The sequence below is a fragment of the Segniliparus rotundus DSM 44985 genome, assembly GCF_000092825.1.
Taxonomy (GTDB): domain Bacteria; phylum Actinomycetota; class Actinomycetes; order Mycobacteriales; family Mycobacteriaceae; genus Segniliparus; species Segniliparus rotundus.
Genome location: NC_014168.1, coordinates 609,047 through 635,627 on the forward strand (window position 1 = coordinate 609,047; position 26,581 = coordinate 635,627).

Consider the following 26,581-nt stretch of genomic DNA (forward strand, 5'->3'; position numbering starts at 1 on the left):
CATCCGTTCGAGACTATGTCAACCAGGCGCGACGCTCCGGCGACGGCTCGGTGATCCTGATGAGAGAACAGCCGAGGGACCACATGAAAGACTCGCTTGACATCACCCAACAGATTTTCCTCGCCATAGCGGAAGAAGAGGGCGCCGGCCAATGGCAAGAAAACGCACTGTGCGCCCAAACCGACCCGGAAGTCTTCTTCCCGGAGAAGGGCGGCTCCACCCGGGAGGCGAAGCGCATCTGCTTGAACTGCGAGGTCAAGAATGACTGCTTGGAGTTCGCGTTGCAGAACGACGAGCGTTTCGGCATCTGGGGCGGACTGTCCGAGCGCGAACGCCGCCGCCTGCGCCGCCGTCTCGCCTAACAGCCGCGTCTAATAGTCGTACGTGGTGCCCTCGGGGTCGATCGCCTCTTCGGTCAGCCCGAGATATGTCGCAATCTGGCGCACCAAAACGTGATGGAGCAGGTCGACGAGTTCGTCCGGGTCCTCGGCCCGGTCCTCCAGCGGTCTGCGGAACAACACCACGCGAGCCCGCGTGTGGCGGCCGGAGACGTCGACTCCCGCCGGAATGAGCCGGGCGAGGGGCACGGGGCCGTCCGCTGTCACCTCGGGGGGCCATTGCACGAACTGCTGGTGCAACGGATGCATCCGGGGGACCTCGTCCACCGCGATGTCCAGCCCGACGAGGTGGTCGTGCCAGCGCTGGTCGATGGGGGAGAGCGCTTCGAGGACGAGCGAGTCGAACTTCTCCCGTTTGCTGCGCCATGCGGGAAGCTGCTGCGGCACCAGGTCGCCGCGCAGATCGCGCCCCCTGCGGTTGGCCCGTCGGGTCGCGCGCCCCGCGAGGCCCGTGCTCTGGACGGGCTGTCCCGGACCGGTCTGCCGCGCGTGCTTGCGGCGCTGGGTGTTGGAAGCTTGAGGGCTGTGCGAAGGTCGAGCCGTCATCGTTTCAGTGTAATCCCTTCCCGGCGAATGATACCGACAGTGTCACAGTCGAGTCGCGGCCTGCTTTCTCAGACTCGCGTTTCGGGCCCGATGCCGCTAGGCTGATCCCCCGTGAGGATTCCACGCCGATGCTCCAGGCCCGGTTGCAAAATGCCTGCCGTCGCGACATTGACCTACGTCTATGCCGAGTCGACGGCTGTGGTGGGCCCGCTCGCCACGAACGCCGAGCCACACGCTTGGGACCTCTGCGAGATCCACGCCCAGCGCATCACCGCGCCCAAAGGGTGGGCGATGATGCGCTGCGAGGGGTCCTTCACGCCAGTGCACGCCGAGGACGACGATTTGACCGCGCTCGCCGAAGCGGTCCGCGAAGCGGGACGGGGCGAGCGCAAAGGCGCCCGGCTTCCCGCGGTCGCGGGCGCGGGCGCGACTGGCCGCCGCGGCCATCTGCGCGTGGTGCCGGACCTGGCCGACCCGAGCCCTGCCGGCGACAAATGACGGGCGCGGGACGGGGCGGCGCGCGCTCCCCGGAAGCCATTGCCGTCGTCGTCAAGGCGTATGACGTCCGAGGCGTTGTCGGCGAGCAAATCGACGAGGGTTTGATCGCCGACCTAGGGGCCGCGTTCGCGCAACTGATGCGCTCTGAAGGCGCGACGAGCCTGGTGATCGGCCACGACATGCGAGATTCCTCGGGCCCGCTCTCCGACGCGTTCGCCCGAGGCGCGCTGGCGCAAGGCCTGGACGTCACGAGCATCGGACTCGCCTCCACCGATGAGCTGTACTTCGCCTCCGGGGTCCTGGACCGGCCCGGCGCGATGTTCACCGCCAGCCACAACCCCGCGAAGTACAACGGGGTCAAGCTGTGCCGCGCGGGCGCGAAGCCGGTCGGGAAGGAAACCGGCCTCGGCGAGATCTCCCAGGCGCTCATTTCGGGCGTGCGCGACACGGAAGGCGCGGCCCCCGGCGAACGCTCCGCCAAAGACGTCTTGGAGGACTACGCGCAGTATTTGCGCGACCTCGTCGGCCTTGCCCGCATCCGGCCCCTGACCGTGGTGGTGGACGCGGGCAACGGCATGGCCGGGCACACCGCGCCCGCCGTGCTCGGGCCGATTGAAGGGCTCACCGTCATCCCGATGTTCTTCGAGCTGGACGGCAACTTCCCGAACCACGAGGCGAATCCGCTCGACCCGAAGAACATCGTCGATCTGCAGGCCAAGGTGCGTGCGACCGGGGCGGACCTCGGCCTCGCCTTCGACGGCGACGCGGACCGCTGCTTCGTGGTGGACGAGCGTGGCGACGCGATCTCGCCGTCCGCCATCACGGCGCTTGTCGCCGAACGCTCGCTTGAGAAGAGCCCCGGTTCGGTGATCATCCACAACGCCATCGTCTCCAGGGCCGTTCCCGAGCTGGTGCGCGAACGCGGCGGAGTCCCGGAGCGCACCAAGGTCGGGCACTCGTTCATCAAGCAACGGATGGCGGAGACCGGAGCCGTCTTCGGCGGGGAGCACTCCGCGCACTACTACTTCCGCGACTTCTGGGGCGCGGACTCCGGCATGCTGGCCGCCTTGCATGTGCTGGCCGCCCTCGGCGCCAGCGACCGGACGGCCTCGGAGCTCATGGACGGCTACGAGCGCTATGCCGCCTCCGGCGAGATCAATTCGACGGTCAGCGACGCGAAGGCGGCCATCGGGCGGGTGCTCGACGGCTTCGCCGAGCGGGCGACGTCCGTGGACGAGCTCGACGGCGTGACGGTGGACCTCGGCGACGGGGCGTGGTTCAACCTCCGCGCCTCGAACACCGAGCCGTTGTTGCGGTTGAACGCTGAGGCCGCCGACCGCGCGAACGTCGACGCGATCACCGAAGAAGTGCTCACGCTGATTCGTGGCGAATAGCCCCGCGTTTTTCGCGCGGGCTTCACGGAAAACGTTGCTCCGCGTCGGCCCCTGGCTTGCCTGGCAGGACACGGCCGGGCACGGGCCTTCGGGCGAAAGTCTTCACGCCGAACGGCTCAGCCCTGAGCTGAATCTTATCGCTGAGCAGGTTTTTCTGGCTGGGATTCGAGTTTTTTCTGCTATCCTGCGAGGATGACAGGGATGGTCGACCTGACGAACGCACCCGCCGCCGAACGCGCGGCGATGGTGCTGTTCGAGGTGGCCGCGCACGGGGGCGCGCAGGCCCGAGCCGTGGCCGCTGCCGTGGCGGGCGGCGCGCTCGACGCGCTCGAATCCATCCAGCCGAGGGCGCTGCTCTCCGTCGCCGGGTCCGCCGAAGCCGCGCACGGGGCCGATGTGTTCGCCTTGGTGGCAGGAGACGAATGGGACGTCCCCGTGGTGCGCTCCGCCCGGCTGCCGTCCTGGGCTGGACCGCTCGACGTGCTGCTTGTCGTCGGCTCCGACCCCGGCGACCCGCTTCTGGTGGAAGCGGTGTCCACGGCCTTGCGCCGGGGTGTGACCACAGTGGTGTCCGCGCCGTTGGAAGGGCCGTTGCAGGCCGCCGCGAGCGGTCGGGCGCTCGACCTCGCGCCTCGGCTGGCGGGCGGCGATTCGTTCGGTTTCGTCCAGTCCCTCGCCGCGCATATCGCGGTGGCCCGCGCGGTGCGCTCGGCGCGCGGGGCCTCCCTCGTGGACGTCGCGGCGCTGGCTGACCAGATCGACCAGGAAATTTTCTCCGCGCATCCGTCCCGGCCGGTCTTCGAGAATCCGGCCCGAGCGCTCGCGGAGCGTATGCGGGGGCGGCGCGTGGTGCTCGCGGGGGACGGCCCCGCCGCAGTCGCCGTCGCGAGGTACGGCGCGGACGCCCTGCTGCGCGTCGCGGGCGAGCCCGCGCAGGCGACCGACCTCGTGACCACGCTTTTCGCGGGCGAGCGGCTGGGTGTTGGCGGGCTGAGCGCGGACGCGGCCCTCTTCCACGACCCGGAGTTCGACGGCCCGCTGCCCGCCGCGCCCCGCGTGTTCGCGCTCTCCGCGGAGCGAGGCCGCTGGGAGGTCGAGGCGCAGATCCGCCGGTTGCCCGACGCGGAGTCTGTCGTGGTGGATCCGATCCAGCCGGAGCCGGAGATCCGCCGCTTCCCCCGGCAGGAAGAATTCGCGGACCTGCCCCAGTTGGCCGTCCTCGCGCAACGTCTCGCGCTCGCGTCGGTGTATCTGAGGTTGGGCGAGGAACACTGATGCGCAAGCTGCACGGGCAGATGCGGCATTATCCCTGGGGTTCCCGCACGCATCTCGCCGAACTCACCGGCAGGCTGTCGCCGAGCGCGCAGCCCGAGGCCGAGATCTGGTACGGGGCGCACCCGGCCGAGCCCTGCGCGCTCGGCGACGCTGGCGACGACGGGGAACGCACGCTCGCGGCGACGATCGCCGCCGACCCAGGGCTCCAGCTCGGCGGGAACGTCGTCCGCAGATTCGGCGCCGAACTGCCCTTCCTGGTCAAATTGCTCGCCGCTGGCGAACCGCTGTCCTTGCAGGCCCACCCTTCCGCCGCCCAGGCGCAGGCGGGTTTCGCGCGGGAGAACGCGCTCGGCGTCGCTTTGGACGACCCCAAACGCAACTACAAAGACCCAAGGCACAAGCCGGAGCTGCTCGTCGCGCTCACCCGGTTCGAGGCGCTGGCCGGATTCCGCGACGCGCGTCAGACGCTCGGGCAGTTGGAGCGCGCCGGGCTCCTCGCGCAGCTCCCAGAGGCTGTGCTGCTGCGGGACCACGACCTGCGCGGCCTCGTCGAGCGTTGGCTGCTCATGCCGGTCGACGAGGTCGCCCGCCGCGTGGCGGCGGTGCGCGCGGCCGGGCACCCCGTCGGGGCCGACTTGGCGCAGCGCTATCCGCACGACCCAGGCGTCCTTGTCGCGCTCCTGCTGCACCACATCGTTCTTGAGCCAGGCGAAGGGCTCTTCGTCCCGGCGGGAGTGCTGCACGCGTATCTCGGGGGCCTCGGCGTCGAGGTCATGGCGAACTCGGACAACGTTTTGCGCGGCGGGCTCACATCGAAGCATGTGGACGTCGACGAGCTGTTGGCCGTCATGGATTTCGCCCCGATCCCGCAGCGGCAACTGGTGGTCCGCAGCGAGGACAGCCCCGCCTCGTCCCAGTACCCCGGTTTGGCGACGGAGTTCCGTCTGCGCGTCACCCGACTGGCCAACGGCGAAGCCCAACGCGCGCCAAGCGGCCCTGCGCTGGAGCCGGGACCGGAGATTTTGCTCTGCGTCTCCGGGGAGGCGGAGATCGAAACGGGCGGGCGCCGTGAACGCATCACCCCCGGCGAAGCCGTGTGGCGGCCCGCGCACGAGCGAGATGTGGACATCACCGCCCGCGCGGACGCCACAGTCGTGTTCCGGGCCTCGGTGTAGCCTTTCTCGCAGCACAGTCGAGGGCGGTCTGCGCGGCCGCGCAGACCGCCGACGCTTGGAAAGGTTGGATGTGGACGAGAACCCCCACGGGAATTCCCAGAAAGCGATCATCGCGGCTTTGGCCGCGAACCTCGGCATTGCTGTGGCGAAGTTCGTCGGTTTCGCGCTCACCGGCTCGTCCGCGATGCTCGCCGAGGGCGTGCACTCGGTCGCGGACACGTCCAACCAGGCGCTGCTCCTGCGCGGGCAGGCTGCTGCGAAACGGTCCGCCGACCAGCAGCATCCGTTCGGGTACGGCCGGTCCCGGTACTTCTACGCGTTCATCGTGGCGTTGGTGATTTTGCTGCTCGGCGCGGTGTTCGCGATCGTCGAGGGCGTCGAGAAGGTCCGTGCGCCGCACGCGTTGGAAAACCCGTGGATCGGCGTCGCGATCCTCGGTTTCGCGGTGTTGCTCGAAGGCTACAGCTTCCTCACGGCGTTCGGCGAGTCCCGCAAGAGCATGGGCGGGCAGTCCTTGTGGCAGTTCATCCGGCACACCCGCAACCCAGAGTTGCCCGTGGTCCTCTTGGAGGACTTCGGGGCGCTCATCGGTTTGGTGCTCGCCCTCAGCGGGGTCGGCCTCACGCTCGTCACCGGCAATCCGGTGTGGGACGGGATCGCGACACTGTGCATCGGCGTGCTGCTCGCCGTCATCGCGCTCGTGCTCATCGTCGAGATGGGCAGCCTCCTGATCGGCGAGGGAGCCACCCCGGACCAGCAACGCCAGATCCTGCGCGCGCTCTGCGAAGGCCCCGAAATCGAGCGCGTCATCCATTGCCGGACGCTCTACCTCGGCCCGGAGGAGCTGCTCGTCGCGGCGAAAGTCGCGGTGTCGGGCACCGCGGACCTCGCGACGGTCGCGCGCGCGGTGGACGCCGCGGAGGCTCGTCTGCGCGGGCTGGTGCCGGAGATCGACCTCATTTACATCGAACCGGACGTGGACCGGCGTCCGTGCTCAGGATGATCGCGGCCTTCGGCGCGGGAGCAGCAGACGTATTGCCACAGATCTCTCCTCAGGGCCGCGCTCTCGCTGTCGTTTGCGTCGGTGTCCCTCGGCTCAGATCCTCGGTTCGCGGCGATGTAGGTTCGCAGGATGGGCATACCGTCTTTGACTCCTTGCGTCCTGGTGATCGGCTTGGATCCGTATCGAGCGCCGGGGTGCTTGGATCCGAAACCCGTGGTCGACTCGCTCAACAAGGGCCTTGCTCGGTTCACCGAGCAAGGAGTTGGCTTCGAGACGTGCCTGTTCGGCCTTGACGGCAGCGACGATGTGGAAGCAATCCTCAGCAACGCCTTGCGCTCACGGTCCTGGGAATGCGTGGTTGTCGGCGGCGGGGTGCGCAAACCGGAAGACCAAGTCGAGTTGTTCGAACAGGTTGTCAACCTGATCCGCCGATATGCCCCCAGCGCGGCAATCGCGTTCAACAACGCACCGGAGAACACCTTTGACGCGGCTGCTCGCTGGGTCGACACCAGCAGGCCGGATCAGCCGGTCGGAGCTGATGATGCCGAATCTTCCTCAGAGAAGCCGCACTAGTTCGTGGTCGGGGTGTTTTGCCCGATTTCTGGTGGGACAGGCCCGGCGGGGACCAGCCGCGCTGTCTGAGGGGCGCCGCGCAAACCGTCACCGGGGGCGCCTCGGCGCGGGCGGCTAGACTCTCCCGTATGGACGCCGAGCCTGCCGTGCGGTTGCGGCCGTTGGAGCGATCAGACTTGCCGTTCGTGCACAGCGTGTCGAACGACTCGCAGGCGATGTCGTACTGGTTCGAGGAGCCGTTCGAATCCCTCGCCGAACTGATCGAGATTTATGAGCGGCACATCCACGATGTCCGAGAGCGCCGGTTCATCATCGAGCACGACGGGCAGCAGGCGGGGATCGTGGAGCTGGTCGAGATCGATTACATCCATCGCAACTGCGAGTTCGCGATCGCGGTCGTGCCGCAGTTCCAAGGCTTCGGGCTCGTGCAAGGGGCTGTGCTGGCGGGGCTGCGCCATGCTTTCGACATCCTGAATCTGCACAAGGTGTATTTGCTCGTTGACGCGGAGAACGTCAAAGCTGTCCATATTTACGAGAAAGCCGGGTTCGTCGCCGAAGGCGTCCTTCGGGAGGAGTATTTCGCGGCGGGGAGCTACCGCGACGCGGTGCGCATGGCGATCTTCCAGCGGGACTACCAGGCTCGGGACGAGCAGGGGCGGGGCTAGCAGACGCGGGAAGCGCCCGCCCGCGTTGCGGGCGCGGGCCTGTGGGAACAGGGTTGGGCGACGCAGGCGCTCAGGGCGCCGCGGGTTGCGCCAACCGGGTCGGATTGGTGCGCCCGCGCAAGACGATTTCCTCCCCGAGCTGCCACTTCGCCGCTTCGCCGGAAGCGCTGTTCGCGGTGTTCGTCGCAGTGACCGCCGCTTCGGACGCCAAGACCTTGTTCGGCTTGGTTTTCGCGAGCTCGCACAAGCGGGAGGCCTCGTTCACCGGGTCCCCGATCACCGTGTACTCAAAGCGCTGGTCCGAGCCGATGTTCCCGGCGACCGCGACCCCGTACGAGACGCCGATGCCCGCTTGCAGCTCCGGCACTTCCTTCTTCAGGCGGCGGCTGATCGACCGCGCCGCCTGCAACGCGCTTCCCGCGGGGTCTTCGAGCATCGACGGAGCCCCGAAGACCGCCAGCGCCCCGTCGCCCTCGAACTTGTTGATGAAACCCCCGCGCTTGTCCACCTCGGCGACGATGACCGCGAAAAAACGGTTCAACAGGCGAACCACTTCGAGCGGCGGACGGGTCGCCGCGATGGTCGTGGAGCCCATGATGTCCACGAACAGCACCGCGATGTCGCGGTCCTCGCCGCCGAGCTCAGGTGCTTGCGCGAGCGCGGCCCGTGCCACGTCTTTGCCGACGTGACGGCCGAAGATCTCCCGAATTTCCTCACGTTCTTGCAACCCGCGCGCCATGACGTTGAACCCGCCTTGCAGCTCCCCGATCTCGGTGCCGTCGTACACGACGACCCGCGCGGCGAAATCGCCCTGGCTGATGCGTTTCATCGCGGAGCGGAGCCCGTCGATCGGCACGGTGATCGCCCGAATCGTCAGATAGGTGACGTACACGCCTGCCACGAGCGCGACCGACCCGATCGACAGGATCACGATGGCGAGGCGCTCTTTGGAGACGCTGTCCATGACCAGCGCCTCAACGGCCAGAATCATCAGCACGAGGATCGGCACCGCTGTGGACATCGCCCAGTACACGAGGCTGCGGCCCGCGACGCCTCGACGGCGGCGCAACTGCACGGACTGCAAGGCCAGCGCGGCGACCGGGCGCAGCGAGAACTCGGTGAGCAGATAGGCCACCGTGCACACCAAAATGGCGGACAGGAAGGTGCCGAGCAGGACCTTCCCGATCAGCGCGGGGTCGACGAGGCCGAACAACAGCGCGAAGAGCCCGGCGCCGACCGCCCACAGGCCCCCCTGCAGCCGGGTCAGCCGCCACGGCATGTGGAACACGCGTTGGGCCTCGTCCTCCGTGGGCTCCGTGCCAGAGTTGGCCCATTCCAGCGCTCGCAGGCCCTCGACCGTGCCCACGATCGCGCCGATGACGATCGCGAACATGTAGAAAAGCGGCAGGGCGACGAAGTCGATGAGGAAGAATTCGTGGCCGAACACGCCAGGCCCCGGCAGCACCGCGCCGATCAGGACTGACACCAAGATGATGCCGCCGAGGTTCGCGATGATGATGGAGAAGGTCAACAGCACTTGCACCCGGATGCGGCGGATCGTGACGTCCTCGTCCGGTCTGCCGAGCAGGCGCGAGCCGAGGGGCGCGGCGCTCACGTCTTGTCGGCTCATGGGGAATGAGCCTACCGGGTAGGATTCCCGCCGTGCGTTTGGTGATTGCGACATGCGAAGTCGAATACGCGGGGCGGCTCGCCGCGCGGCTGCCTGCCGCCAAACGGCTCATCGTCGTCAAAGCCGACGGTTCGGTGCTCGTGCACTCCGACGGCGGCTCGTACAAGCCGCTGAACTGGATGTCCCCGCCCTGCTGGACCACCGAGTCCGAGACCGGTTGGACAGTGGTGAACAAGGCGGGCGAGGAGCTGCGGATCACCTTCTTCGACGTGGAACACGACTCCCGCCACGAACTGGGCGTGGACCCAGGCTTGGTCAAAGACGGGGTGGAGGCGCAGTTGCAAGCCTTGCTCGCGCAGCGCCTCGAGGCGATCGGGCCCGGTTTGGCGCTCATCCGCCGGGAGTTCCCCACCGCGATCGGCCCGGTGGATTTGCTGTGCCGGGACGCGGCGAACAAACAAGTGGTCGCCGTCGAGATCAAACGAGTCGGCGACATCGACGGGGTGGAGCAGTTGACCCGTTACCTCGAACTGCTCAACCGCGACCCGAAGCTCGCCCCGGTGGCGGGCGTGTTCGCCGCGCAGAAGATCAAACCCCAGGCCCGCGTCCTCGCCGAGGACCGGGGCATTCGCTGCGTCGTCGTGGACTACAGCTGGCTGCAAGGCCAGGACGACGCCGAGGGGAAACTTTTCTAAACGCGCCCAGGCCCAGCGGGTAGACTCTCGCTGCTGTGCGCAGAACTCTGATTTCGCCGATGAAGGCCATGCTGGTGGTCGCGGCTGTGCTGTTGCTGCTCGCAGCCGGGTACGTGTGGCGCCTGCGCGAGCAGGACCCGCACGCCCAGCCGGGCCGCGCCCGGCCGGCCGCGGCCGACCCGCAGTCCTGGGTCCGCGCCGCCACCAAGTACACCGACGACCCGTATGCCAGGGTTTTCCTCGGCAACGGCAGGATCGGAACCACCCTCGCCGGGGTCGGGCAGGGCTACGAGTCCTTCCCAGGCCGTTTCGGCTCGTACCCCCTGCTCGCCGAACGGTACACCGGGACCTTCGTGGCGGGTTATTACGACACGGAGCCTCTCACGCCCCAAGCCGACGAATTCGGCGGCGACGAAGTGATCGTCGGGCTCCCCGCCTGGTCCGGGCTGTCCGTCGCGGTCGGCGGCAAAGAGTACGCCCCCGGTGTGGACCCGGCCGAATTGTCGGATTTCCGCCAAACCCTCGACGAGCGCCGCGCGGTCGCGACCACCCACGTCACCTGGACCCCGCAGGCCGGGCGCGCGCTCGACCTCACCTATCGGGCCTTCGTCTCGCGCGCCGAGCCGAACCTCGCGGCGATCTCGGTCCAAGTCGTCCCGCGCTTCGACGGCCAGATCACCGTCACCGGGCTGATTGACGGCCGCGCCGCGCGCCGCGCCCGCCCCGAAGCCGCGCACGTCGAAGCCGACCGGCTCACCAGCGCCGTCGTGATCCGCGCCGACGGCCCGCAGGGGCGTCGCGCGGCGGTGTCGTCCGTGTTCCAGCCCGCCCAGGGCTCGACCTCGGCCCGCGCCGAGGAAGCCGGGCCCGGTTCCGCGCAGATCGCCGTGGACAAGCAGGTCGAAGCAGGCGCGGCGTACACGTTCACCAAATATGTCGGGATCGCGACCGAGGACGACGACCCGGACCCCGAGGGCGCCGCGCGCCGGGCCGCCTTCCGCGGGGCCGCGGAAGGCTGGGACCAAGCCCTTGCCGCGCATGAGCGGGACTGGGCGGACTTATGGGCCTCCGACATCGTCACCGCGGGCCAACGCGATTTCCAGTCTTGGATACACAGCTCCTTCTACGCCCTGTTCTCGAGTGTGCGCGCCGGAGCACGATGGTCCGTGCCGCCTGCGGGCTTGTCCTCCGACGACTACGCCGGGTGGCTCTTCTGGGACGCGGGCACCTGGATCTTCCCGACCTTGCTCGCCACTCATCCCGAGCTTGCGCGGGCCGTGGTGGACATGCGCGCGAACGCGCTGGGGCAGGCTCGAGCGAACGCGAAAGCCTTCGGCTACCGGGGCGCGGCGTACCCGTGGAACAACGGCCCCGCCATGCGGTGCCTGCCCAACCCGTACAAATGCGTCCGCTACGAGGAGCATCTGGAGAACGAGATTGCCCTCGCGCAATGGCAGTACTATCTCGCGACAGGGGACCGCCAGTGGCTCGCGGACAAAGGAGCCCCAGTCATCACCGCCATCGCCGACTACCTGGTGTCGCGCATCGGCCCGCCCGGCGCGGACGGCGCGTACCACTACCGCGAGACGGCGGGAGCCGACGAGTACATCGAGCGCATCGACGACCACGCCCTCACCGTTGTCGGGGCCAAGAACACCCTGCGCGCCGCCCAGCGCGTCCGCGACGTCCTCGGCCAGCCCGCGGACCCCGCGTGGGCCGAGGTGGCGGACCACCTCGCCGCGCCCCCCGACATCGCCCCCGGGGTCCCCGCCGAATATTCCGGCTACCACGGCCAACAGATCAAACAGGCCGACACTGTGCTGCTGAGCTATCCGTTCGACGACCACGAACCCGGCTACAGCGAGCAGGCCACGGTGGACTACTACTTCCCGCGCACCGACCCCACCGGGCCGAATATGACCAATGGGATGGGCGCGATCCTCGAAGCGCAGCTCGGCCAGCCCGGATGCGCGACAGACACCTTCCTCGACCAGGCTTCCGGCCCGTACATCAAAGGCCCCTTCGACATGTCCGCCGAAGTCGCGCCCGACACCGCGGGCGGCAAACTGGACCCGGTCTGGCATCGCAACGAGGCCGCGTGGATCTTCGTCACCGGGCAGGCCAGTTTCCTGCAGGCCCTCCTCGTCGGCCCGACCGGGGCGCGCTTCGAGCAGGACGCGCTGCGCCTGGACCCCCTCCTGCCGAAGCGGTTCGCCCAAGGCGGCCTGCGCATCACCGGTTTCGCGTATCGCGGCAGCCGGTTGGACATCGACATCGGGCCCAAAGACACCACAGTGCGCCTCGTCTCGGGCGGTCCGGCGCGGATCGCCGCCCCGGACGGCAACAAGACGGTCGCTGCGGGCCAACCGGTGACCATCCCGACCCGCCGACCCGACCTCGCCCAATCCAGCGATGTGGCGCTGTGCCGTCCGGTCACCGCCACCAGCAGCGCGTACAACTCCTCGCCCGCCGCGGCGGTCGACGGCAGCGCCGCGACCGTGTGGCGCGCGGCGGGCGACGAAGCCGCGCTCACTGTCGATCTGGGCGCGACGCGCCCCATCCATGAGGTCGCGCTCGATTTCGGGGCGACCCCGCCGCAGGAGTCCGTCCTCGAAATCTCCGCGGCGGGGGACGCCTGGACGGAAATCGACGCTCGTCCGCCCGCCGGGACCCAAGCCCGGTTCGTGCGGGTGACGCTGCGCGGCGCGCCGTCCGCGGACGGGGTGACTGGCATCGGCAAAGGCTCCAAGCCCACGCTCTCCTTGGCGGAACTGTCGGTGCGCTGAGCCTTGTTCAAGCTGTTCGGAGCTTCGCGAGGGCGGATTGGAAGACTGGCGCGAGAGCGAGCCCCGCAGCGGGGCGCGCGGCGCTGACAGCAACGGCGGCGGCGGTTGTGTTGGCGCTCGTCGCTGTCGTGGATCATGGATTGTGGTCTGCTCCCGGCGGTCTGTAAACTCATATCCCGTCACAGGCTGGGCCAAGGAACACCCATCATGGCGCCCAGTCCCACGCGCGTGTAGCTCAGCGGTTAGAGTCCTGGTCTTACACACCAGTTGTCGGGGGTTCGAATCCCTCCACGCGCACCTAGGCTGAACAGCCAAAATGGCCCTAAAAGCCCTGCTTATTCGGTTGGTACGGGGACTCCGCATCGTCCCAGCTCGTCCCACCGTATCCCAAACGTAAGCTACAGCGAAAAGCGGAGACGAGGTGCGGATGTCGAAGGAGCCGGCCGGGCTGTGCTGTGGGTGTTGGCCGCTTTGTCGGCGGTGTTAGCGCAGAACACCTTCAGCGCGTGGACCGAGCAAGCCTATCCGGGCCGGGATATCGTCCGCACTGTCCTGTGCGGGACGTTGGTGTTCGCGTTGACACGGTTGACCGCCACTGCCCTCGCGTACCGCAAGAAACACTGAGGCTCCCCTGATCCGCCCTCCGCAAGGATCACGGCTCCTGCTGGCCGAACGCGGGCCACACCTGCATCTGTTCGGGGAACAGGGGGGTTCCGTGCGCGACGAGGTGCCACGCTTGGCAGTAGTACAAGAGGCAGTGGAGTTTTTCCGGCTCGACTTCACCGCCGAGACGTTCGATGATGTGCTGCGCGACATCGACAACACTTGCCACTGTCAGCTCCTCGCCTAGAACGTTGTCTTATTCTACCTGCTCGGGCCGTTGATCGCGCGCATTTGAGGCCGTCTATGCTCTGACCGGGCCGCGTGCCCGCCCCCATCATCGGGGCACGCAGCCACCACTTGTTCCTGTGGCCGCTATGTGGTGATGTGGAACAGCCAGAGGCAGACGGCGACCGCGCATTTCAGGAGGAACGCGAGGGCGACTGCGGCGAGTATTCCTGTGCCGACACGGCGAGTGGCCCCGGTTGTCGATATGGCCACGCCGCCGAGTATGAGCGCGAGCACCAATGCCCAGCCGTAGAGGGGAGGACGTGCCAATACTCCGACCGCCGAGGTGATGGCCGTGGCGATTATGAGCGCCACGTAGCTCTCAGGGCCATAGGCGGCGTTGGGCGCTACGTTCTGCGGGCCGGTGCGGTTCCGTTTGAGTTCGGACAAAGCCAGAATGAGAGCTATCGGGAACCCCACCGCGCCGAGCGCCGCGCCTTTGGCGAGCGGTGTTTTGACGCGGAACCCTACGACGAGCGCGGCGAGCAGGAGCGCCAAGAACACGGCGGCGTAGGCCAGCGCCGTATTCGAGTGCTGCCCTTGGGCTTTGGCGAAAAACACGCCGAGGGGCATGGTCGCGAATGTGGCAGCGGGAAGGCTCCATGTCGCAGCAGCCCACGAGACAGGGAGGAGTTTCGACCGCAGGGACATCTGGCAGCTCCCGCTTAAAACCGCATGTCGGACGGATCGCTTGAGAAGATCGCGAAGAACATTCCAGGGATCGTATAGGCGAACAGCCAAAACAGGTACCGGAAGACCACCGCGCCGAGCACTGCGGCGAGCACGCCCATGCCCGCTCTTCTCGCCGTTCCGGTTTGCACGGCGAGGCCGAAGCCGAGCATTCCCAGCCCGAGGAGCGTGTACGGGTACCAGCCGTCTTTGCCAAACATCGCTTCTGCCATGAGGGCGAGCGTGGTGGCGATGACGGCCAAGAAGCTTTCAGGGCCGTGCTTCGGGCCGTCCAGCCCCCCCGCCTCTGTGTTTTTCCTGCTCATCCGACTATCCAATAGCTGAACCAGGCCAACACGAAGGGGAAGCCGACGACGCCGAGGGCGATTCCCCGCGCCACGGGCGTCCGCACACCGAACCAAAGCGCGAGGGCTGCGACGACGAACAAGGCGCAGACCGCGACATAGAGCGTGAGCTTTTCATCGCCCACACGCTGGTGCCGTTGCGCGTAATAAAACTCTTGAGCCTTGTGCACCACCGTGCAAGACATCAGCGTGGCCGCGACAGACGTGGGAGCGCTCCAAGTAGCAGCAGCCCACGACACAGCGGGAAATTTGATGCCCGATTGCCGCATTAGCGCATCATCGTGGGCTGTTGGCCTATTTGGAAGATAGAGACTATGGCACCTGGAACGCTCACATAGAACACTGTCCATCCGAAGTAGAACAGGAATGCTGCCAGGGCTGCCGCCGTGATGCCTTTGCCGATGTTTCGCCACCGGTCATCAGACCGCATGACATATATGCCGATTACGATGGCGAGGAGCACGGTCACGCCGAACATGTTGCCGAGCGTGAACCCGAAGACGATCAGGATCGCGCTTGTGATCGCACAGGATATGAAACTGGTAGGGCTGTTTGCGGGCGAGGCTTCGCCGGGACGCGGGTTGGTGTTGCTCATTCCAGGCCCCAATGGATCGCGCTGAGGACGAAGGGCACGAAAAAGATCCCGACCGCTATGCCCCGCATGCGAGGGTTCTTGCCGAAAACGCCGAGCAGGACAGCGGTTACTGCCACCAGCAGGCAGACGATGGCAAGGCTCGGATGCTGGCTGGCGGCTTCATGCGGCATGAAGTACCGGATAAGGGAGTACGCCATGACGCACACGGGCACGGCCGCTGGGACGCTCCATGTGGCGGCGTTCCACGAGATGGCAGGGAATCGTGTCGGTGGCATTAGATCTCTCCGTGGGTGGCGGGCGGCACGCTTGGTGCGACGGGATTGATGCTGGGTACATTGTCTGAGTCTTCGGGCTCTAACTTCATGGACTCTACCGGTAGTTCCGGTGGAGTCTGATGGCTTTGGATTCCAGGCCCGTCCCACTGGACTCCCGGCTGATACTCCCGTGGAGGAGCGGTGCCCACGTTCGGCACAGCGCTAGCATTTCCTGTTCCTAGCGGGTGATGGTCTTGCAAACCTTCCACAGGGCCTAACTTGCTGCCGGATGCCTCATAGTTGTACGCGGGGGTTGTCGTTCCGTCCCGGTCTTGGTAGATCTCTAGGGAGGGGTAATTGCCCACTTGCCCGTCTATGTGGACCCCGTTCGCAGTCGGTGTGAGCATGATGTCGCCGTTGACTGACAGGCCCAAAGCGTGAGATGGAGATGGTGCTAGCGGGTTCGTCGCGTCGTACTGGATTCTTAGCCTTCCGTCAGCGGTTTGCGAGACATTGACGGTTGGGTCTTGCACCTGCGTGTTGCCTTGTATGTCGACGGATGGGTTCTGCCTGGCCGCGACGACGCCGTTCTCGTAGTCGATGTACAGGGACACTCTGGTTTCGCGAGGGTCGAATTGTTCTTTCGGTCCGCGCGCGTCGCCTAGGTCGTTGGGCATGTTGAGCACGTCTGTGGCTGGGATGTAGAGGCCGACCCGCACGATTCCCTGGCCGGGGACGGGGTTGATGCGGCCGACATCGACGCGGGCGGGCACACCGTGGTTGCGTCCGACCATGCTCTGGGTGTCCATGATCGCGGCCATTTTCCAGTCGGCGTCGCTCTGGGGAGCCCTGCCGTACACATGCTCGAACTGCTCCGGGTGAACGCCGTGAAGTGTTTCACTGTTCGGGATCGGGCTGGGGTCGTCTTTGAACGGCTCGAATTTGTCCGCTTCGCTTTTGACGCTGTCGAGTTGGTCGCCGAGTTCTTCAGCGAGGTGTTGGTCGGCGGCGAGTTCGGCGGCGCTGAGTTCTTCTGTGGTCTCGTAGTGCAGGGCGGATTCGCGGGTGGCCTCAGCGTGGGCGTGCAAGGCTGCTGCCACCTCGTGGGCGTTGATGTGCTGGTTGGTGATCGCGGCTGTGAACGCTGCGGCGAACGGGGCTCCGACAGGGCCGAGGGCGGTCATCATGCCCTGGAACACGCTGGGGTCGAACGCGATGGTGCCGTCGAGCATGAGCGCCATCTGTTCTGTCTGCTCGGCGTGCGCCATCATGGCCGCTTGGTCGGCGTTCAGCGCTTGTCCCATTCGTTCCTCCGTGTGCGTGGGAACAGGATACTACGGTGTCTCGGCGTGGCTGGCGCCCAGTTCTTCGGCGGTGTCCTTCTGGCGTTGGCCGGTGAGCGGGCCGCGTGCCCGTCCCCCATCATCGGGGCACGCGGTCTCTTTCTCCTGCTCTCATCACCTGGCTTTACTCTCACCGCCCCCACTTGCGTGGGGGCGGTTTTCGCTTTTCAAGCTTAGAGCGGATCTGCCCTGGCGATACAGATTTATGTTCCCAGTGGGGATGGAAGCCGTGAGGATATACCGAGAGTTCGTAAGCTACAGAAGTTCGACTACTCTTGTTGAAAAAATGCTTTCTAGCTGGACATAATTCGCATTCGAAGCCAAACAAAATCAAGGTTAAATTGGTCTTACACACCAGTTGTCGGGGGTTCGAATCCCTCCACGCGCACCGCCGCCAGAGCGAGCGGGCGGTGAGTTCTCAATGCGCCGGAGGTCGGACCCGTGAGACGATCCAATCATCCGGGGGGGCGAAGTCGGGTTCTTCGTCAGCCGCCGCTGCGGCCTGCTCCTCGGGCGGTTCGTGGAGCATCGCTTTGGGGATTTTGCGCATCGGCGAGACGGGGAGCTGTTCGTACTCGATGTCCGCGTCGGGCAGCACTTCGGCGAGGAATTCACCGGAGGTCGGGACCTCGCCGAGTTGTTTGCGGAATTCGGTGGTCATTTTCAGCGCTTGCTTGCGCGCGTCATGTGTGGCGGCCTTCGCGGCCTGCACAACCGCCTCCTCGATGTGCTCCCATGCGATCTGCCCGGCGCGTTCTCGGTCGATGCGCAACGAGAGCAAGGTCCCGTCCGCCCCGCAGCTGGCCTGCGCCAACCGGTTCGCGCTGCTGCCTTTCCCGACGATGTCGAGCAGGCTTTTCTTCAACTGAACCGCCTCGCTGAGCTGCCCTTGGACGATGTCGAGCAGGTTTTCGGCGCGTGCTTTGCTGGCCGCCGCGGCTTCTGGAGTGATCATTTCCGTCTCCTTCTGGTGATGCCCGCTCGGGGTTCCCGGCATCGCCCGGATGTTCGCCTAATGCTCGGAGGCCCATTCGGCGCTGTCGAGCTGGACCTCGTCGCCGAAGCTGGCCCGCTGTTGGGCGAGCGTGTGCAGATCTTCTGCCTCATCGCGCTCGTTGGCGGAAAGATCGCCGATCACGCTGTCGACCACGGCGATCGGAGGGGCCTCGCTGTCGAAGGAACCGCGCAAATACTCCGGGACGGGCACGCTGCGCTGTTGCTGTCCCTGATAGGCTCCTCCTGCCCCCATCGCGCCCATCGCGCCTCCGCCGCTCTGGGAGATCGACGGGCGCAGGGCTGTCGGGACCGCCCCGCCGCCCGCTCGCCCTGCTGCCGCTTCGGGGTGGGCGCCGGACCCCGATGGCGGGGCGGCGGACAGGCTGTGCCCCGCGCCCGCTCCTGCGCCTTGGGGAGCCCCCCCTGCGGACAGTCCGCCGTGCGGCGCTTTGGCAGAGGATTCGGCTCCTTGCCCGAGGCTGAAGCGTTCCGTGTCGCCGGCTTCGCTCATCATGCTCTGCGCGGCCTGCATGGAGTTCTGCTGCGACGCCTGTTGCACGGCCTGCTGGACGGTTTGCGTGATCTGCTGAGCGCCTTGCTGTCCTTGTTGGACGAGTTCGGAGAGGTTCTGCCCCATGGTGCCTGGCCCGTACCGCCCGGCCTGTTCGGCCAGGGCGGAGTCGTCTGCCATCGGCGCGAGATCGGCGAGCCTCGCGTTCGGCGCGGCCTGCTCGAAGCCGCTTTGCAGGGCGTCCGGGTCGGCGCTGATTGTCGCCCCCTGCGCGCCGCGAGCCGCTGCGGCCTCTCGCGAAGCTTTTTCCGCTGTGGTCGTGCGCACCATGCTTCGCGCCGCCGGGGTCGTGTTGCCTGCCTGCGCGACACCGCCGGGGCCTGTGCTCGCGCTCGAGGGCCCGGGCGGGGCTGTCGCCGCGCGGGCGTCCGGGGCCGGTCGGCCCTGAACGGGGGCCGGGGCTGCGGTGTCGGCGGATGCGGCGGGGTCGGAGGAGGGGGAAGCGGGGGGCGGGGCCTGCCGGTCCCCGAGGCTCGCCGTTTGGGCGGTGCTGTTCCCAGCGGGGGCGGCGGATTGCTCGGTGTTGTTCGCCTTCTCGTCAGCTCCAGCCGTGGCGCGAGCCGACGTTTCCTGGGGGAGCAAGGATTGCACGGAGACGCTTCGGATGGTCGTTGCCGCTCCGACCGCTCCGGCCGCGCCGAGCTCCCCGGTGAGCGTCCCGGCCAGTGTGGCGATGGCGAGTTTGGCGGACGCGATAGCCGCCGCTTCGGCCGCGCGCGCGGCGCCGCAGGTGAACGCTTCCATTGCCCGTGCGGTCGCTATTTCGGACTTGAGCACCGCCAAACAGGAGAGCATCATCGCTTTGGTGTGCTCGACCGCGTTCGCGGCCTGTTGCAAAGCGGCGGCGGCGGTCCCGTGCGCCTGGGAGACTTCCCGCAGCTCGTGATCGAGCTCTCCCCTGATCCCGCTCAGGCTGTCATGCAGTTTCCCCTCCACGGATCCGATCGCCTGGTCGAGAGAGCCGACGGCGTCCCCGTGGTGGGAGGCGACGGCCCCGCCGTACGCCGAATGGCTTTCGGCGAGCGCCCGCAAAGCGTCCTCGTCGCCTTGCGGCCAGTGGCCGCCGCCGGCGAGTTCGTAGACTTCCAGCAATTCGGGGGGGAGCTGGAGGGTCATAACAGCCCCGAGCGTTCGGCCTCCAGGTCCGCGGCGTTGGCTTCGTCCTCGGCTTCGACCTGGTCTGCGGCTGCGACAGTGTTCTCGCCGAGTTTGCGCAAGAGAGCGAGGTATCCGGTTTCGCCTTCTGCGGCCTGCTGCATGTTGCGCATCCCCGACAAGTATTTGCCTTCTCCTTGTGCGAACACGGTCCCGTACTGGTCGGAGCCCCAAGGGTTGCCCTGCTGAGCGGCTTCGCCGCAGAAGGCGGCGTACGCGGCGGCGAGCGATTCGCCGACGTTGTGCAGCCGATGCCCCGCTGCGCGGAAATCCGCAGACTCCATGGCCAGCTTCTGATTCGTCATGCTGCCTCCTCGTCCTCGACGAATAGGGGAATTCGCGTTCGCTTGGGGGACGGCAAACACGGCCCGTCCGCCTGTGAGCACGGTATAACCTGTCTCTCCTCACGGTACCAGTCAGAGCGGCGGACGCGCTAGGCCTCCGGCTCTGGGAACGCGCGGATTTCTTCGATTTTTTCTCGACCATAGGGCGCGGCTCTGGCATTGACAGTGTTTGACCTGCATGAAAGCCGTGCGCGTCTGAGGTTCGCCCATGCGGAGGATTTTATTTAGCATGTGAAAATTTTTCTTGTTTCCGATCTGGACGCGGAAGCCGTGCCGGTGGTAGGCTCGGAAACACGAAGAAAAGTCGCGAATAATAACCAGCGGGGCATACTTATCAGTCTGTTGGGCCCCGTTGCTTGTCCAGGAGGTCTCAATGTCGAGCGTTCTGCCCGGATCTGGCACTGCGGGATCGGATGAGGGATTGCAGGGCGAGCTGGCGGCGTTGCGGCAGAAAGCGCAGAAAGCGCAGAAAGCGCAATCACTGGTCGGCAACCCTCGCTCGGGCGGGCAGGCCGCGGACGGCGGAGTGAAGGCGATCGTCGGCCCCGGCGGGGCAGTGGAGGCTGTGCGGATCAGCGATGAGGCGTACCAGAAGCTCGGGCCCACCAAACTCGCGCAGTCGGTCGTGGTCGCGGTCAGCCGGGCGCAGCAGGCCAATCTTGAGAAATACCGTTCTGCGCTCGTCGAGATGGACGAGGGCAGCGCCGCCGCGGAGCTCTCCGAGCGTTTCCGGATCCCGAAAGCGCGCTTGGAGGAACAGAAAGACGATCAAGACGCCGTGCAGTACAAAACCCTGGGTCGCTGAGCGGCGAACAGGCCAGCCGCACGTCCATGGGCGGCGCCCGGCAGCGTGATGAGGAGAAGAAATGTTGATACACAATCCACGTTCGTCGGGCGGCTCGCAACCGTCGGGAACGGCTGGGTCCTCTTCGGGCGGCGGCAGCGGCGGATCGCAAGGTTTCCGACTCGACCCCGACTCCGTCCGTCAGGACGCGAGCGACATCCAGGCGGCAGGCCAGACCCTCTCGGACATCGGGCAGCAAGCATCAGGGGTCCATGTCGGGTCGGATGTGTACGGGCTCATCGCCCGCCCGTTCGCCGCAGCTCTCCAAATGGTCTACCAGCAGATCGGCAGCGGTATCACCTCATTCGCAGACTCCATCGCCCATGTGTCGGACCAACTTTCCGGGGCGGTGGACCAACTTGAGGAAGTGGACTCAGAGCACGCCGAGATCATGAGGCAGCTCGGCGAAACCATCCCCGATCCCAGCAGCTACGGTGTCCCGAAAGGCGGTGTGACTCCGGACGAGGGCGTGGATGGCGGGCTCACGATGGCGGATCCGAGCACGTTCGCCAGGCCGAAAGGCGGTGTGACACCGGACGAGGGCGTGGATGGCGGGCTCACGATGGCGGATCCGAGCACGTTCGCCAGGCCGCAGGGGGGCGGGTCTGCGGATGCAGGTGGTGCTGGTTCGGGCACTGGTGCGCGCATCGCGGACCCGAGCGCTTTCGCCAGGCCCCAGGGCGGCGGCTCCTCGTCGTCAGGCGGTGGCAGCTCCCCGGTTGGCAGCTCCTCGGGCGGTAGTTCTCCAGCGGCCAGCAGCGGTGGCAGCGCATCGCAGCCGCACTCCTCGCCACAGAGCCCGTCGCCACAGTCTGCCTCGTCGCAGCCGTCTTCCCGGAGCCTGGATGACATTCTGTCGCAGGGAGGCGCCTCCTTGGGCAATGGCGCGCTTGGCTCTGAGGGCGGTGCTGGTCTCGGGGTCGTCGGCTCGACGGCAGGACACGAGGGCGCTCTGGGCGAGGCGCATGGATCCGGCGGTGGCCTGACACATACCGCGAGCGGAGCGGAGACCAGCCGCACCTCGGGCGAGGGGCCCGCCGCCGCGCCAAGCCATGTCCCCGCCGCGCCCTCTTCGGCTGGTGGCGGCATGGGCGAGTTCCCCCGCTCCGGTCAGCCGGTCGGCAATCTCGGGGGCCTGCCGGGCGAGGCGGACTCCGCTCTGCATGGCCTTCCTGCTGCGGGCGCTGCAGCCGGATACGCGAGCGCCGGGTACTCGGACCAATACGGCAACGCGCAACAGGGCGGTTCCGAAGGGTTGTTGCAGGGAGTTTCCTCCATCGTCAGCACCGCGCTCGGTTCCGGCGGCGGCATGGGCACGGGCGGCGGCATGGCGGGCATGGGCGGTTTCGACGGCACGGCGGGCGCGACGGGGGCCTTCGCCGGCGCCGAGTCCGAGGCCGGCGCCGCGCAGGGGTTCACCGGACCTCCCCCTGCGGGCATGGGCGCCGACCTCGCCGCAGGGGGCCATGGCGGCGAGGCTTCCGGACCTGCCAGCCACGGTTCCGAGGCGTCGAGCACGAATGACTTCGCCCGCTCGGACACAGGAGCCGACCTGGAGGGCGACTCGCCCGACGACGCGCAATCGGACGAGAAGGACAAAGACAAACCCGCTGCGGCCTCCGGGGGCCAGATGGGCGGCGCGCAAGGCGGCATGCATGGCGCGGGCGGCGCGGCCCCCGCGCAAGCGGCTGTCTCGAACAAGTTCGGTTTGCGCGCCGATCCGGAGAGCTTCCCCTCGGCGATGGACAGCGGCTCCATCCTTGAGCGGCACGGCGCTGGCGTCCAGCAGCGGGAAGCTTCTGGCGAAGATGTCGGGATCCGCTTCGGGCCGCTGCCGTCCGACCTCGGGCACGTCGGGGACAGCCCCGCGCAGCCGTCTCCCGGCGACACAAAGGATTCCGACGTGTGGGAAGACCCCGACCTTTTCGAGACCCGGACCTAGCCCGAGCGCCAAGGCCCCTGTTTCGATGTTGGTTCCTCTTTCCGCCGCCGCAGCCCGGACGGCCGTTGTGAGGGGCCTCCGCACGACGGTTCGCACGAACGAGAAGGCGTTTTCCCTGAGTCTGCGATCCAGGGCGAAAGTCCGAGCTCGTCGAGAATTTCGAGCAACACGGCAAACGCAGGGACGACAGGCTGAACGAAGACAGGGAAAAACAGGAAAGCGAAGAATTCTTTCGCGATGTCTGCTGCGCGCCGCGGGCTCCGTTCCGGGCTGAAATGCCGCTCAGAGCTGTTCACAGAGACGAAACATACATCGCGCGACCGCCGCCGCCAATATCGCCCCGAGATGGGCGCGAGGAATGAGATTCCCGTGTTGAGCATGTGTGGCCCCACTCTCCAGGGAGCATTGGTGTGTCCTGGGCGACGCGAGGTCTGCGAGAAAAGGCCGACGAAATTTCAATGCGTTAAACGCATATAACGTTATTTATGCGCGAGAAGAATCTTCTTTTCATGCACGGGATCTTTGGGCTGTCGTGAAATCGCAGTTCAGCGCGGCGGAGCGCCGCGTCAACGCGTCGAGGGAGTCGCGTTCCGCATGCTCCGCGCCCCCGCATTTCGTGAGACGCTCAACACAGCGGTTTTTAGTTGACACGGCCATGTCGATGCACTGCGATGGACGAGAAGGATGCAATTGCCAACCTGAAGGACCAGCGAAGCGGCGAAGACGTAGCGGAGGCCGACGATTTTATCTGTTGGAAACAAAGACGGAGTTCCGTGAGCGCGCGATACCGGCGGCGCGTGAGCGTGGGCGAAGAAGTGAAAACAGCGAAAAAATAAAAAAATAACTTCATAAGAAAAATAAAAAATAACTTCATGAGAAGGAGCGCTCCCGATGGAAAGCATTGAACTTTCCGAATACCCGATTCTGCCTGGAATTGTCACGCACTGGATGGCGCGGGCCGACCTGAGCCTTGAGGAGTGGCCGGAGGACGACAGGTGTGCCTCATACGTGCACGAGGCCCACCTTCGCGGATACGCCAGCGCCAGCTCCGACGCGCGGGAAAGCTGGATCGGGACCGCGTTCGAATTCGAAGGCCACCTTGACCACGAGGCGATTCGCCGCACGCTGCGGCTCTGGGTGGACCAACACGAGGTGCTTCGCTCCCAGGTGTCGCTGCGGGACCCATCCCAGCCGTCGTCCTCGCCCTTGATCCGCCGCACCCTCCCCGTCGGCGCGGTGGACTTCGAGCCGGTCAGCGCAGGGCCGTTGCGCTCTTCGACCGCCGTCCACCGGGAGCTCAGCCACATGTTCGACGTGGTGGCCTCGCCCTTGAACTGGCCCGGCTACCTCCTCTCCACGGTGGAGCGCGACGACGGGACCATCACGATCGTCTTCGTCGCCGACCACAGCCTCCTGGACGGTTACTCGCAAGTGCTCGTCAGCACAGAACTCGCAGAACTGTACAAGAAAGTCCTGGAAGAGGGCCTCGACTACGCTCCGGAGCCTTCCGTGGTCAAGGATTCGTACGTGGACTTCTCCGCCGCGGAACGCGAAGCGGCCCAAAGCGTCACCGCCGAGCACCCGGCGGTGCGCGCGTGGGCCGAGCGGGTCGCCGAAGGGGACGCGATGGACTTCCCGCTGCCCTTGTCGGACCCCAAGCCCCACCGCGGCCTCGTCCATCAGCGCCCCTACAACACCTGGCTGTTGGACTCGGAGCAGTGCGACGCGTTCTTCAGCGCGTGCAAATCCTTCGGCGGCGGCTACAACGCCGGGATCGCGGCGGCCATGGCGCTGGCGACCAAGCTCACCTCGGACCGGGACCGGCTGAGTTTCGTGACGCCGCTGGACACGCGGAGCGACATGCGCTGGGCGCAATCGATCGGTTGGTTCGTCGGCACGGCCCCGGTCTCGGTCGACCTTCGCGCGGCGGATTCGTTCTCGGCCCTCGTGCCTGTCGCGCAGCAGAGCTACTCCTCGACGCGCCTGGTCAGCTCCGTGCCTTTCGCGAAGGTCTGCGAGGTGCTCTCCGAAGAGATCAAACCGTCCTTCATCGCCTCCTTCAACAACGCGTCGGCGATGGCCGGCGCCGATCAGTGGCTGCAACAGCGCATGCGGGCGCTGCGGAGCAAAAACTACTCCGACACAGAAGTCTTCATGGCGCTCGTCCGGTTCCCCGCGCTCGGTTTGTCGCTCTCCGCGCGGTACCCGAACACGTTCACGGCGGCTTCGAGCGTGCACCGGTTCTTCTCGGCGTTGCGGACTGTCATGGTGGCGGTGGCCCATCACGGCGACTTCCACGTCCAAAGCCATCCGCGATTCACCCGGCAGAGCCTTGTCGCCGCGGTCTGAGGCGCCGGCGGGCGCGCAGAACGATCACGGCGGAACAGCGGCGACAGGCTCGACAAAGGAAGGAACCCCCATGCGCGAACTCGGTGATCCGGAAGCGTGCCAGAATCCAGCTCTCCAGCAGACGAACTCCTACGGCGTCCACATCAGCGCGCCCCAGTGGCAGCCGCTTCCCGGCAAGGTCTGGGAATGGCGCATGAGCGCCCCGAAGGAGCTCGTCGAACCGGGCGCCCCGGTGAGCCCCGTGCCTCCCTTGTACATCCAAGTGCAGCATTTGCGACGCGAAGCGGAGCGCTTGCGGGAAGGCTCGTCGGACTCGAACGTCTGGGAGGCGATGGCGATCAGGTTCGCGGGGGCGCTCGACAAAGAAGCGTTGGGCCAGGCCTGGCAGGTCTTCCTGAGCCGCCACGACGGGCTGCGCTCCTGGTTCGAAGTGCCCGAGCCCGCGCAAGGCGGTCCTTCGGACGTCCTCCGCCACGAAGTCGACCTCGACGCGATCTCCTGGGAGCTGGCCGAGGGGCCCGAGTTCGCGACCGGCGACGAGGCCAGGGAGTATTTCGTGTCCCAGTTCAACGCGCGGACCTCCCCGCTGCGCTGGCCGGCGCTGTACTTCGCCGCCATCGAGCACGAGACGGGCTTCACCGCGATTTTCGCCGAAGACCACTGCTACTGCGACGGCTATTCCAACTTGGTGGCGATCCTCGAGATCACGGCTTTGTACGAGGCCGCCGTCAGCGGCCGCGACGCGCAGCTGCCACCCGCAGGCAGTGTGCTGCAGGCCGCCCGTGAGGAGCGCGAACGTCTCGCGCCCCTCACGTTGCAGTCGCCGGAAATCCAAAAGTGGGCCGCCTATCTCGCCGAATTCGACGAGGAGGCGCACCGTTTCCCGTTGGACCTCGGTGCCGACCCGGACCGCCCGAGCGGCGGCCCCTGGGATTTCGACCTCTTGACCGGCGCGGAGACGGAAGTTTTGAAGCAGCGTTGCAAAGAAAGCGGCGGCGGTTTGGCGGCCGGGCTGTACGCGGCGCTCGCTGTGACGAATTACGAGCTCGCCGGCCGGCGGAAATTCGACGAGTTCCGCACGGTGTCGAACCGGCAAAAAGGGCATGACGCGTCGCACGGCTGGTTCGTCGGCGTCGTCCCCATCGCCTTCAGCGTCGAAGGGGCCAGCAGTTTCACCGATCTCGTGTCCCGCGCGCAACAGGCGATCGACGCGAGCGCCCCGCTCGCCTCGGTGCCCGTCGAGCGCTTTTTCGAACTGCTCGCCGACACTGGCTTCGACCCCGCCGCGGCGGGCGCGGAGACGAAAACGCTGCCGTCCATGGTCTCCTATTTCGACATGCGGACCATTGCGCATCCGGTCTCCTCCAAAGCGAGCACGTATTCCAAGGTCGTGCATCCGTCCCGGACGTACACCAGATCCGCGCAATACGTCTGGTTCTGGCGCTACCACGATGTGCTCAACGCCGATGTTTTCTCTTTGGCCAACCCCACGGCGCAGGCCGCGCTGCGCCGGTACTACACGCATGTGGGCGATGTGCTCCGCTCCGTCGTGGAGAACGGCGATTACACGCTGGCGGGGTCGCTTTCGGCCGAAGCCGCGCCCCAGACGGTGTGAGCCGCTGCCATGC

General features: G+C 66.7%; 27 protein-coding genes and 1 tRNA gene. 16 read left to right on the forward strand and 12 right to left on the reverse strand.

All coding sequences use genetic code 11. The annotated features are described in order from the left end of the window. The first annotated feature begins 83 nt into the window (after positions 1 to 83). A complete protein-coding gene (locus SROT_RS03160; RefSeq protein WP_013137565.1) occupies positions 84 to 362 on the forward strand; it encodes a WhiB family transcriptional regulator in 279 nt (92 codons plus the stop codon). Positions 363 to 371: 9 nt separating this feature from the next. Here SROT_RS03160 and SROT_RS03165 read toward each other — a convergent pair whose 3' ends face one another. Then, positions 372 to 944 carry a metallopeptidase family protein gene (locus SROT_RS03165; RefSeq protein WP_013137566.1) on the reverse strand — a complete coding sequence of 191 codons (573 nt, stop codon included), beginning with the start codon at positions 942 to 944 and terminating at the stop codon, positions 372 to 374. 111 nt (positions 945 to 1,055) lie between these two features. Here SROT_RS03165 and SROT_RS03170 point away from each other — a divergent pair, with 111 nt between their 5' ends. The 7 genes from SROT_RS03170 (at position 1,056) to speG (ending at position 7,527) form a co-directional block, all read left to right on the forward strand. Then, positions 1,056 to 1,442 (forward strand): DUF3499 domain-containing protein, encoded by a 387-nt coding sequence (locus tag SROT_RS03170; RefSeq protein ID WP_013137567.1) that lies wholly within the window; start codon positions 1,056 to 1,058, stop codon positions 1,440 to 1,442. Beyond that, positions 1,439 to 2,836, forward strand: coding sequence for a phosphomannomutase/phosphoglucomutase (locus SROT_RS03175; protein WP_013137568.1), 1,398 nt, complete (start codon positions 1,439 to 1,441; stop codon positions 2,834 to 2,836). The genes SROT_RS03170 and SROT_RS03175 overlap by 4 nt, the downstream gene beginning before the upstream one ends. Positions 2,837 to 3,028: 192 nt before the next feature. Further along, positions 3,029 to 4,111 (forward strand): hypothetical protein, encoded by a 1,083-nt coding sequence (locus tag SROT_RS03180; RefSeq protein ID WP_041406869.1) that lies wholly within the window; start codon positions 3,029 to 3,031, stop codon positions 4,109 to 4,111. Further along, positions 4,111 to 5,286, forward strand: a complete 1,176-nt coding sequence (manA, locus tag SROT_RS03185) for a mannose-6-phosphate isomerase, class I (RefSeq protein WP_013137570.1) — start codon at positions 4,111 to 4,113, stop codon at positions 5,284 to 5,286. Before SROT_RS03180 ends, manA begins: the two co-directional genes overlap by 1 nt. A 70-nt stretch (positions 5,287 to 5,356) precedes the next feature. Then, entirely contained in the window at positions 5,357 to 6,289 is a 933-nt protein-coding gene (locus tag SROT_RS03190; protein ID WP_013137571.1) for a cation diffusion facilitator family transporter, read from the forward strand. A 129-nt stretch (positions 6,290 to 6,418) separates the two neighbouring features. Then, on the forward strand, positions 6,419 to 6,862 hold the full coding sequence (locus SROT_RS03195; RefSeq protein WP_013137572.1) for a hypothetical protein: 444 nt from the start codon (positions 6,419 to 6,421) through the stop codon (positions 6,860 to 6,862). 128 nt (positions 6,863 to 6,990) lie between these two features. Beyond that, on the forward strand, positions 6,991 to 7,527 hold the full coding sequence (speG, locus tag SROT_RS03200) for a spermidine N1-acetyltransferase (protein ID WP_013137573.1): 537 nt from the start codon (positions 6,991 to 6,993) through the stop codon (positions 7,525 to 7,527). Between the two features lie 70 nt (positions 7,528 to 7,597). Here speG and SROT_RS03205 read toward each other — a convergent pair whose 3' ends face one another. After that, positions 7,598 to 9,157 (reverse strand): adenylate/guanylate cyclase domain-containing protein, encoded by a 1,560-nt coding sequence (locus tag SROT_RS03205; protein ID WP_013137574.1) that lies wholly within the window; start codon positions 9,155 to 9,157, stop codon positions 7,598 to 7,600. 32 nt (positions 9,158 to 9,189) lie between these two features. Between SROT_RS03205 and nucS the strand changes: the two genes are divergently transcribed. The 4 genes from nucS to SROT_RS17480 all read left to right on the forward strand — a co-directional run bounded on the left by nucS (position 9,190) and on the right by SROT_RS17480 (position 13,262). Then, positions 9,190 to 9,852 carry an endonuclease NucS gene (gene nucS / locus SROT_RS03210; RefSeq protein ID WP_013137575.1) on the forward strand — a complete coding sequence of 221 codons (663 nt, stop codon included), beginning with the start codon at positions 9,190 to 9,192 and terminating at the stop codon, positions 9,850 to 9,852. Between the two features lie 35 nt (positions 9,853 to 9,887). Beyond that, positions 9,888 to 12,638: a discoidin domain-containing protein gene (locus SROT_RS03215; protein ID WP_148223323.1), complete on the forward strand. Its 2,751-nt coding sequence runs from the start codon at positions 9,888 to 9,890 to the stop codon at positions 12,636 to 12,638. Between the two features lie 224 nt (positions 12,639 to 12,862). Further along, positions 12,863 to 12,935: transfer RNA gene (locus SROT_RS03220), tRNA-Val, on the forward strand. A gap of 153 nt (positions 12,936 to 13,088) precedes the next feature. After that, on the forward strand, positions 13,089 to 13,262 hold the full coding sequence (locus SROT_RS17480; protein ID WP_013137577.1) for a putative phage holin: 174 nt from the start codon (positions 13,089 to 13,091) through the stop codon (positions 13,260 to 13,262). Positions 13,263 to 13,290: 28 nt separating this feature from the next. On the opposite strand, the gene SROT_RS03225 is transcribed toward SROT_RS17480, so the two are convergent. From SROT_RS03225 to SROT_RS03270, 10 genes are all read right to left on the reverse strand, one after another. Continuing rightward, a complete protein-coding gene (locus SROT_RS03225; protein ID WP_013137578.1) occupies positions 13,291 to 13,470 on the reverse strand; it encodes a Panacea domain-containing protein in 180 nt (59 codons plus the stop codon). A 143-nt stretch (positions 13,471 to 13,613) separates the two neighbouring features. Further along, positions 13,614 to 14,177, reverse strand: coding sequence for a hypothetical protein (locus SROT_RS03230; protein ID WP_013137579.1), 564 nt, complete (start codon positions 14,175 to 14,177; stop codon positions 13,614 to 13,616). A gap of 14 nt (positions 14,178 to 14,191) precedes the next feature. After that, on the reverse strand, positions 14,192 to 14,521 hold the full coding sequence (locus tag SROT_RS03235) for a hypothetical protein (protein WP_013137580.1): 330 nt from the start codon (positions 14,519 to 14,521) through the stop codon (positions 14,192 to 14,194). Next, positions 14,518 to 14,829 (reverse strand): hypothetical protein, encoded by a 312-nt coding sequence (locus SROT_RS03240; RefSeq protein WP_013137581.1) that lies wholly within the window; start codon positions 14,827 to 14,829, stop codon positions 14,518 to 14,520. Before SROT_RS03240 ends, SROT_RS03235 begins: the two co-directional genes overlap by 4 nt. Further along, the gene (locus SROT_RS03245; protein ID WP_013137582.1) at positions 14,829 to 15,155 is read right to left on the reverse strand and encodes a hypothetical protein; all 327 of its coding nucleotides are present in this window, start codon (positions 15,153 to 15,155) and stop codon (positions 14,829 to 14,831) included. Before SROT_RS03245 ends, SROT_RS03240 begins: the two co-directional genes overlap by 1 nt. Then, positions 15,152 to 15,430, reverse strand: a complete 279-nt coding sequence (locus SROT_RS03250) for a hypothetical protein (protein ID WP_013137583.1) — start codon at positions 15,428 to 15,430, stop codon at positions 15,152 to 15,154. The genes SROT_RS03245 and SROT_RS03250 overlap by 4 nt, the downstream gene beginning before the upstream one ends. After that, the gene (locus SROT_RS03255) at positions 15,430 to 16,713 is read right to left on the reverse strand and encodes a hypothetical protein (RefSeq protein WP_013137584.1); all 1,284 of its coding nucleotides are present in this window, start codon (positions 16,711 to 16,713) and stop codon (positions 15,430 to 15,432) included. Before SROT_RS03255 ends, SROT_RS03250 begins: the two co-directional genes overlap by 1 nt. Before the next feature lie 457 nt (positions 16,714 to 17,170). Then, a complete protein-coding gene (locus SROT_RS03260) occupies positions 17,171 to 17,707 on the reverse strand; it encodes a YbaB/EbfC family nucleoid-associated protein (RefSeq protein ID WP_013137585.1) in 537 nt (178 codons plus the stop codon). A 57-nt stretch (positions 17,708 to 17,764) separates the two neighbouring features. Next, a complete protein-coding gene (locus tag SROT_RS03265; RefSeq protein WP_013137586.1) occupies positions 17,765 to 19,435 on the reverse strand; it encodes a WXG100-like domain-containing protein in 1,671 nt (556 codons plus the stop codon). Further along, positions 19,432 to 19,779, reverse strand: a complete 348-nt coding sequence (locus tag SROT_RS03270; RefSeq protein WP_013137587.1) for a hypothetical protein — start codon at positions 19,777 to 19,779, stop codon at positions 19,432 to 19,434. The genes SROT_RS03265 and SROT_RS03270 overlap by 4 nt, the downstream gene beginning before the upstream one ends. A 412-nt stretch (positions 19,780 to 20,191) precedes the next feature. Here SROT_RS03270 and SROT_RS03275 point away from each other — a divergent pair, with 412 nt between their 5' ends. The 4 genes from SROT_RS03275 to SROT_RS03295 all read left to right on the forward strand — a co-directional run bounded on the left by SROT_RS03275 (position 20,192) and on the right by SROT_RS03295 (position 26,568). After that, entirely contained in the window at positions 20,192 to 20,623 is a 432-nt protein-coding gene (locus SROT_RS03275; RefSeq protein ID WP_013137588.1) for a YbaB/EbfC family nucleoid-associated protein, read from the forward strand. 61 nt (positions 20,624 to 20,684) lie between these two features. Further along, complete coding sequence (locus SROT_RS03280; protein WP_013137589.1) at positions 20,685 to 22,604, forward strand: WXG100 family type VII secretion target; 1,920 nt, start codon at positions 20,685 to 20,687, stop codon at positions 22,602 to 22,604. An 891-nt stretch (positions 22,605 to 23,495) separates the two neighbouring features. Further along, on the forward strand, positions 23,496 to 24,953 hold the full coding sequence (locus SROT_RS03290; RefSeq protein ID WP_013137590.1) for a condensation domain-containing protein: 1,458 nt from the start codon (positions 23,496 to 23,498) through the stop codon (positions 24,951 to 24,953). Positions 24,954 to 25,023: 70 nt separating this feature from the next. Continuing rightward, positions 25,024 to 26,568, forward strand: coding sequence for a condensation domain-containing protein (locus SROT_RS03295; protein ID WP_013137591.1), 1,545 nt, complete (start codon positions 25,024 to 25,026; stop codon positions 26,566 to 26,568). The last annotated feature ends 13 nt before the right edge of the window (positions 26,569 to 26,581 follow it).

Excerpts from the sequence above, each read along its gene's own strand:
- SROT_RS03160 (WP_013137565.1), top strand. The coding sequence starts at position 84 with ATGAAAGACTCGCTTGACATCACCCAACAGATTTTCCTCGCCATAGCG.
- SROT_RS03165 (WP_013137566.1), bottom strand. The coding sequence starts at position 944 with ATGACGGCTCGACCTTCGCACAGCCCTCAAGCTTCCAACACCCAGCGC.
- SROT_RS03175 (WP_013137568.1), top strand. The coding sequence starts at position 1,439 with ATGACGGGCGCGGGACGGGGCGGCGCGCGCTCCCCGGAAGCCATTGCC.
- SROT_RS03180 (WP_041406869.1), top strand. The coding sequence starts at position 3,029 with ATGACAGGGATGGTCGACCTGACGAACGCACCCGCCGCCGAACGCGCG.
- manA (WP_013137570.1), top strand. The coding sequence starts at position 4,111 with ATGCGCAAGCTGCACGGGCAGATGCGGCATTATCCCTGGGGTTCCCGC.
- SROT_RS03195 (WP_013137572.1), top strand. The coding sequence starts at position 6,419 with ATGGGCATACCGTCTTTGACTCCTTGCGTCCTGGTGATCGGCTTGGAT.
- speG (WP_013137573.1), top strand. The coding sequence starts at position 6,991 with ATGGACGCCGAGCCTGCCGTGCGGTTGCGGCCGTTGGAGCGATCAGAC.
- SROT_RS03205 (WP_013137574.1), bottom strand. The coding sequence starts at position 9,157 with ATGAGCCGACAAGACGTGAGCGCCGCGCCCCTCGGCTCGCGCCTGCTC.
- SROT_RS03230 (WP_013137579.1), bottom strand. The coding sequence starts at position 14,177 with ATGTCCCTGCGGTCGAAACTCCTCCCTGTCTCGTGGGCTGCTGCGACA.
- SROT_RS03235 (WP_013137580.1), bottom strand. The coding sequence starts at position 14,521 with ATGAGCAGGAAAAACACAGAGGCGGGGGGGCTGGACGGCCCGAAGCAC.
- SROT_RS03240 (WP_013137581.1), bottom strand. The coding sequence starts at position 14,829 with ATGCGGCAATCGGGCATCAAATTTCCCGCTGTGTCGTGGGCTGCTGCT.
- SROT_RS03245 (WP_013137582.1), bottom strand. The coding sequence starts at position 15,155 with ATGAGCAACACCAACCCGCGTCCCGGCGAAGCCTCGCCCGCAAACAGC.
- SROT_RS03250 (WP_013137583.1), bottom strand. The coding sequence starts at position 15,430 with ATGCCACCGACACGATTCCCTGCCATCTCGTGGAACGCCGCCACATGG.
- SROT_RS03255 (WP_013137584.1), bottom strand. The coding sequence starts at position 16,713 with ATGGGACAAGCGCTGAACGCCGACCAAGCGGCCATGATGGCGCACGCC.
- SROT_RS03260 (WP_013137585.1), bottom strand. The coding sequence starts at position 17,707 with ATGATCACTCCAGAAGCCGCGGCGGCCAGCAAAGCACGCGCCGAAAAC.
- SROT_RS03265 (WP_013137586.1), bottom strand. The coding sequence starts at position 19,435 with ATGACCCTCCAGCTCCCCCCCGAATTGCTGGAAGTCTACGAACTCGCC.
- SROT_RS03270 (WP_013137587.1), bottom strand. The coding sequence starts at position 19,779 with ATGACGAATCAGAAGCTGGCCATGGAGTCTGCGGATTTCCGCGCAGCG.
- SROT_RS03275 (WP_013137588.1), top strand. The coding sequence starts at position 20,192 with ATGTCGAGCGTTCTGCCCGGATCTGGCACTGCGGGATCGGATGAGGGA.
- SROT_RS03280 (WP_013137589.1), top strand. The coding sequence starts at position 20,685 with ATGTTGATACACAATCCACGTTCGTCGGGCGGCTCGCAACCGTCGGGA.
- SROT_RS03290 (WP_013137590.1), top strand. The coding sequence starts at position 23,496 with ATGGAAAGCATTGAACTTTCCGAATACCCGATTCTGCCTGGAATTGTC.
- SROT_RS03295 (WP_013137591.1), top strand. The coding sequence starts at position 25,024 with ATGCGCGAACTCGGTGATCCGGAAGCGTGCCAGAATCCAGCTCTCCAG.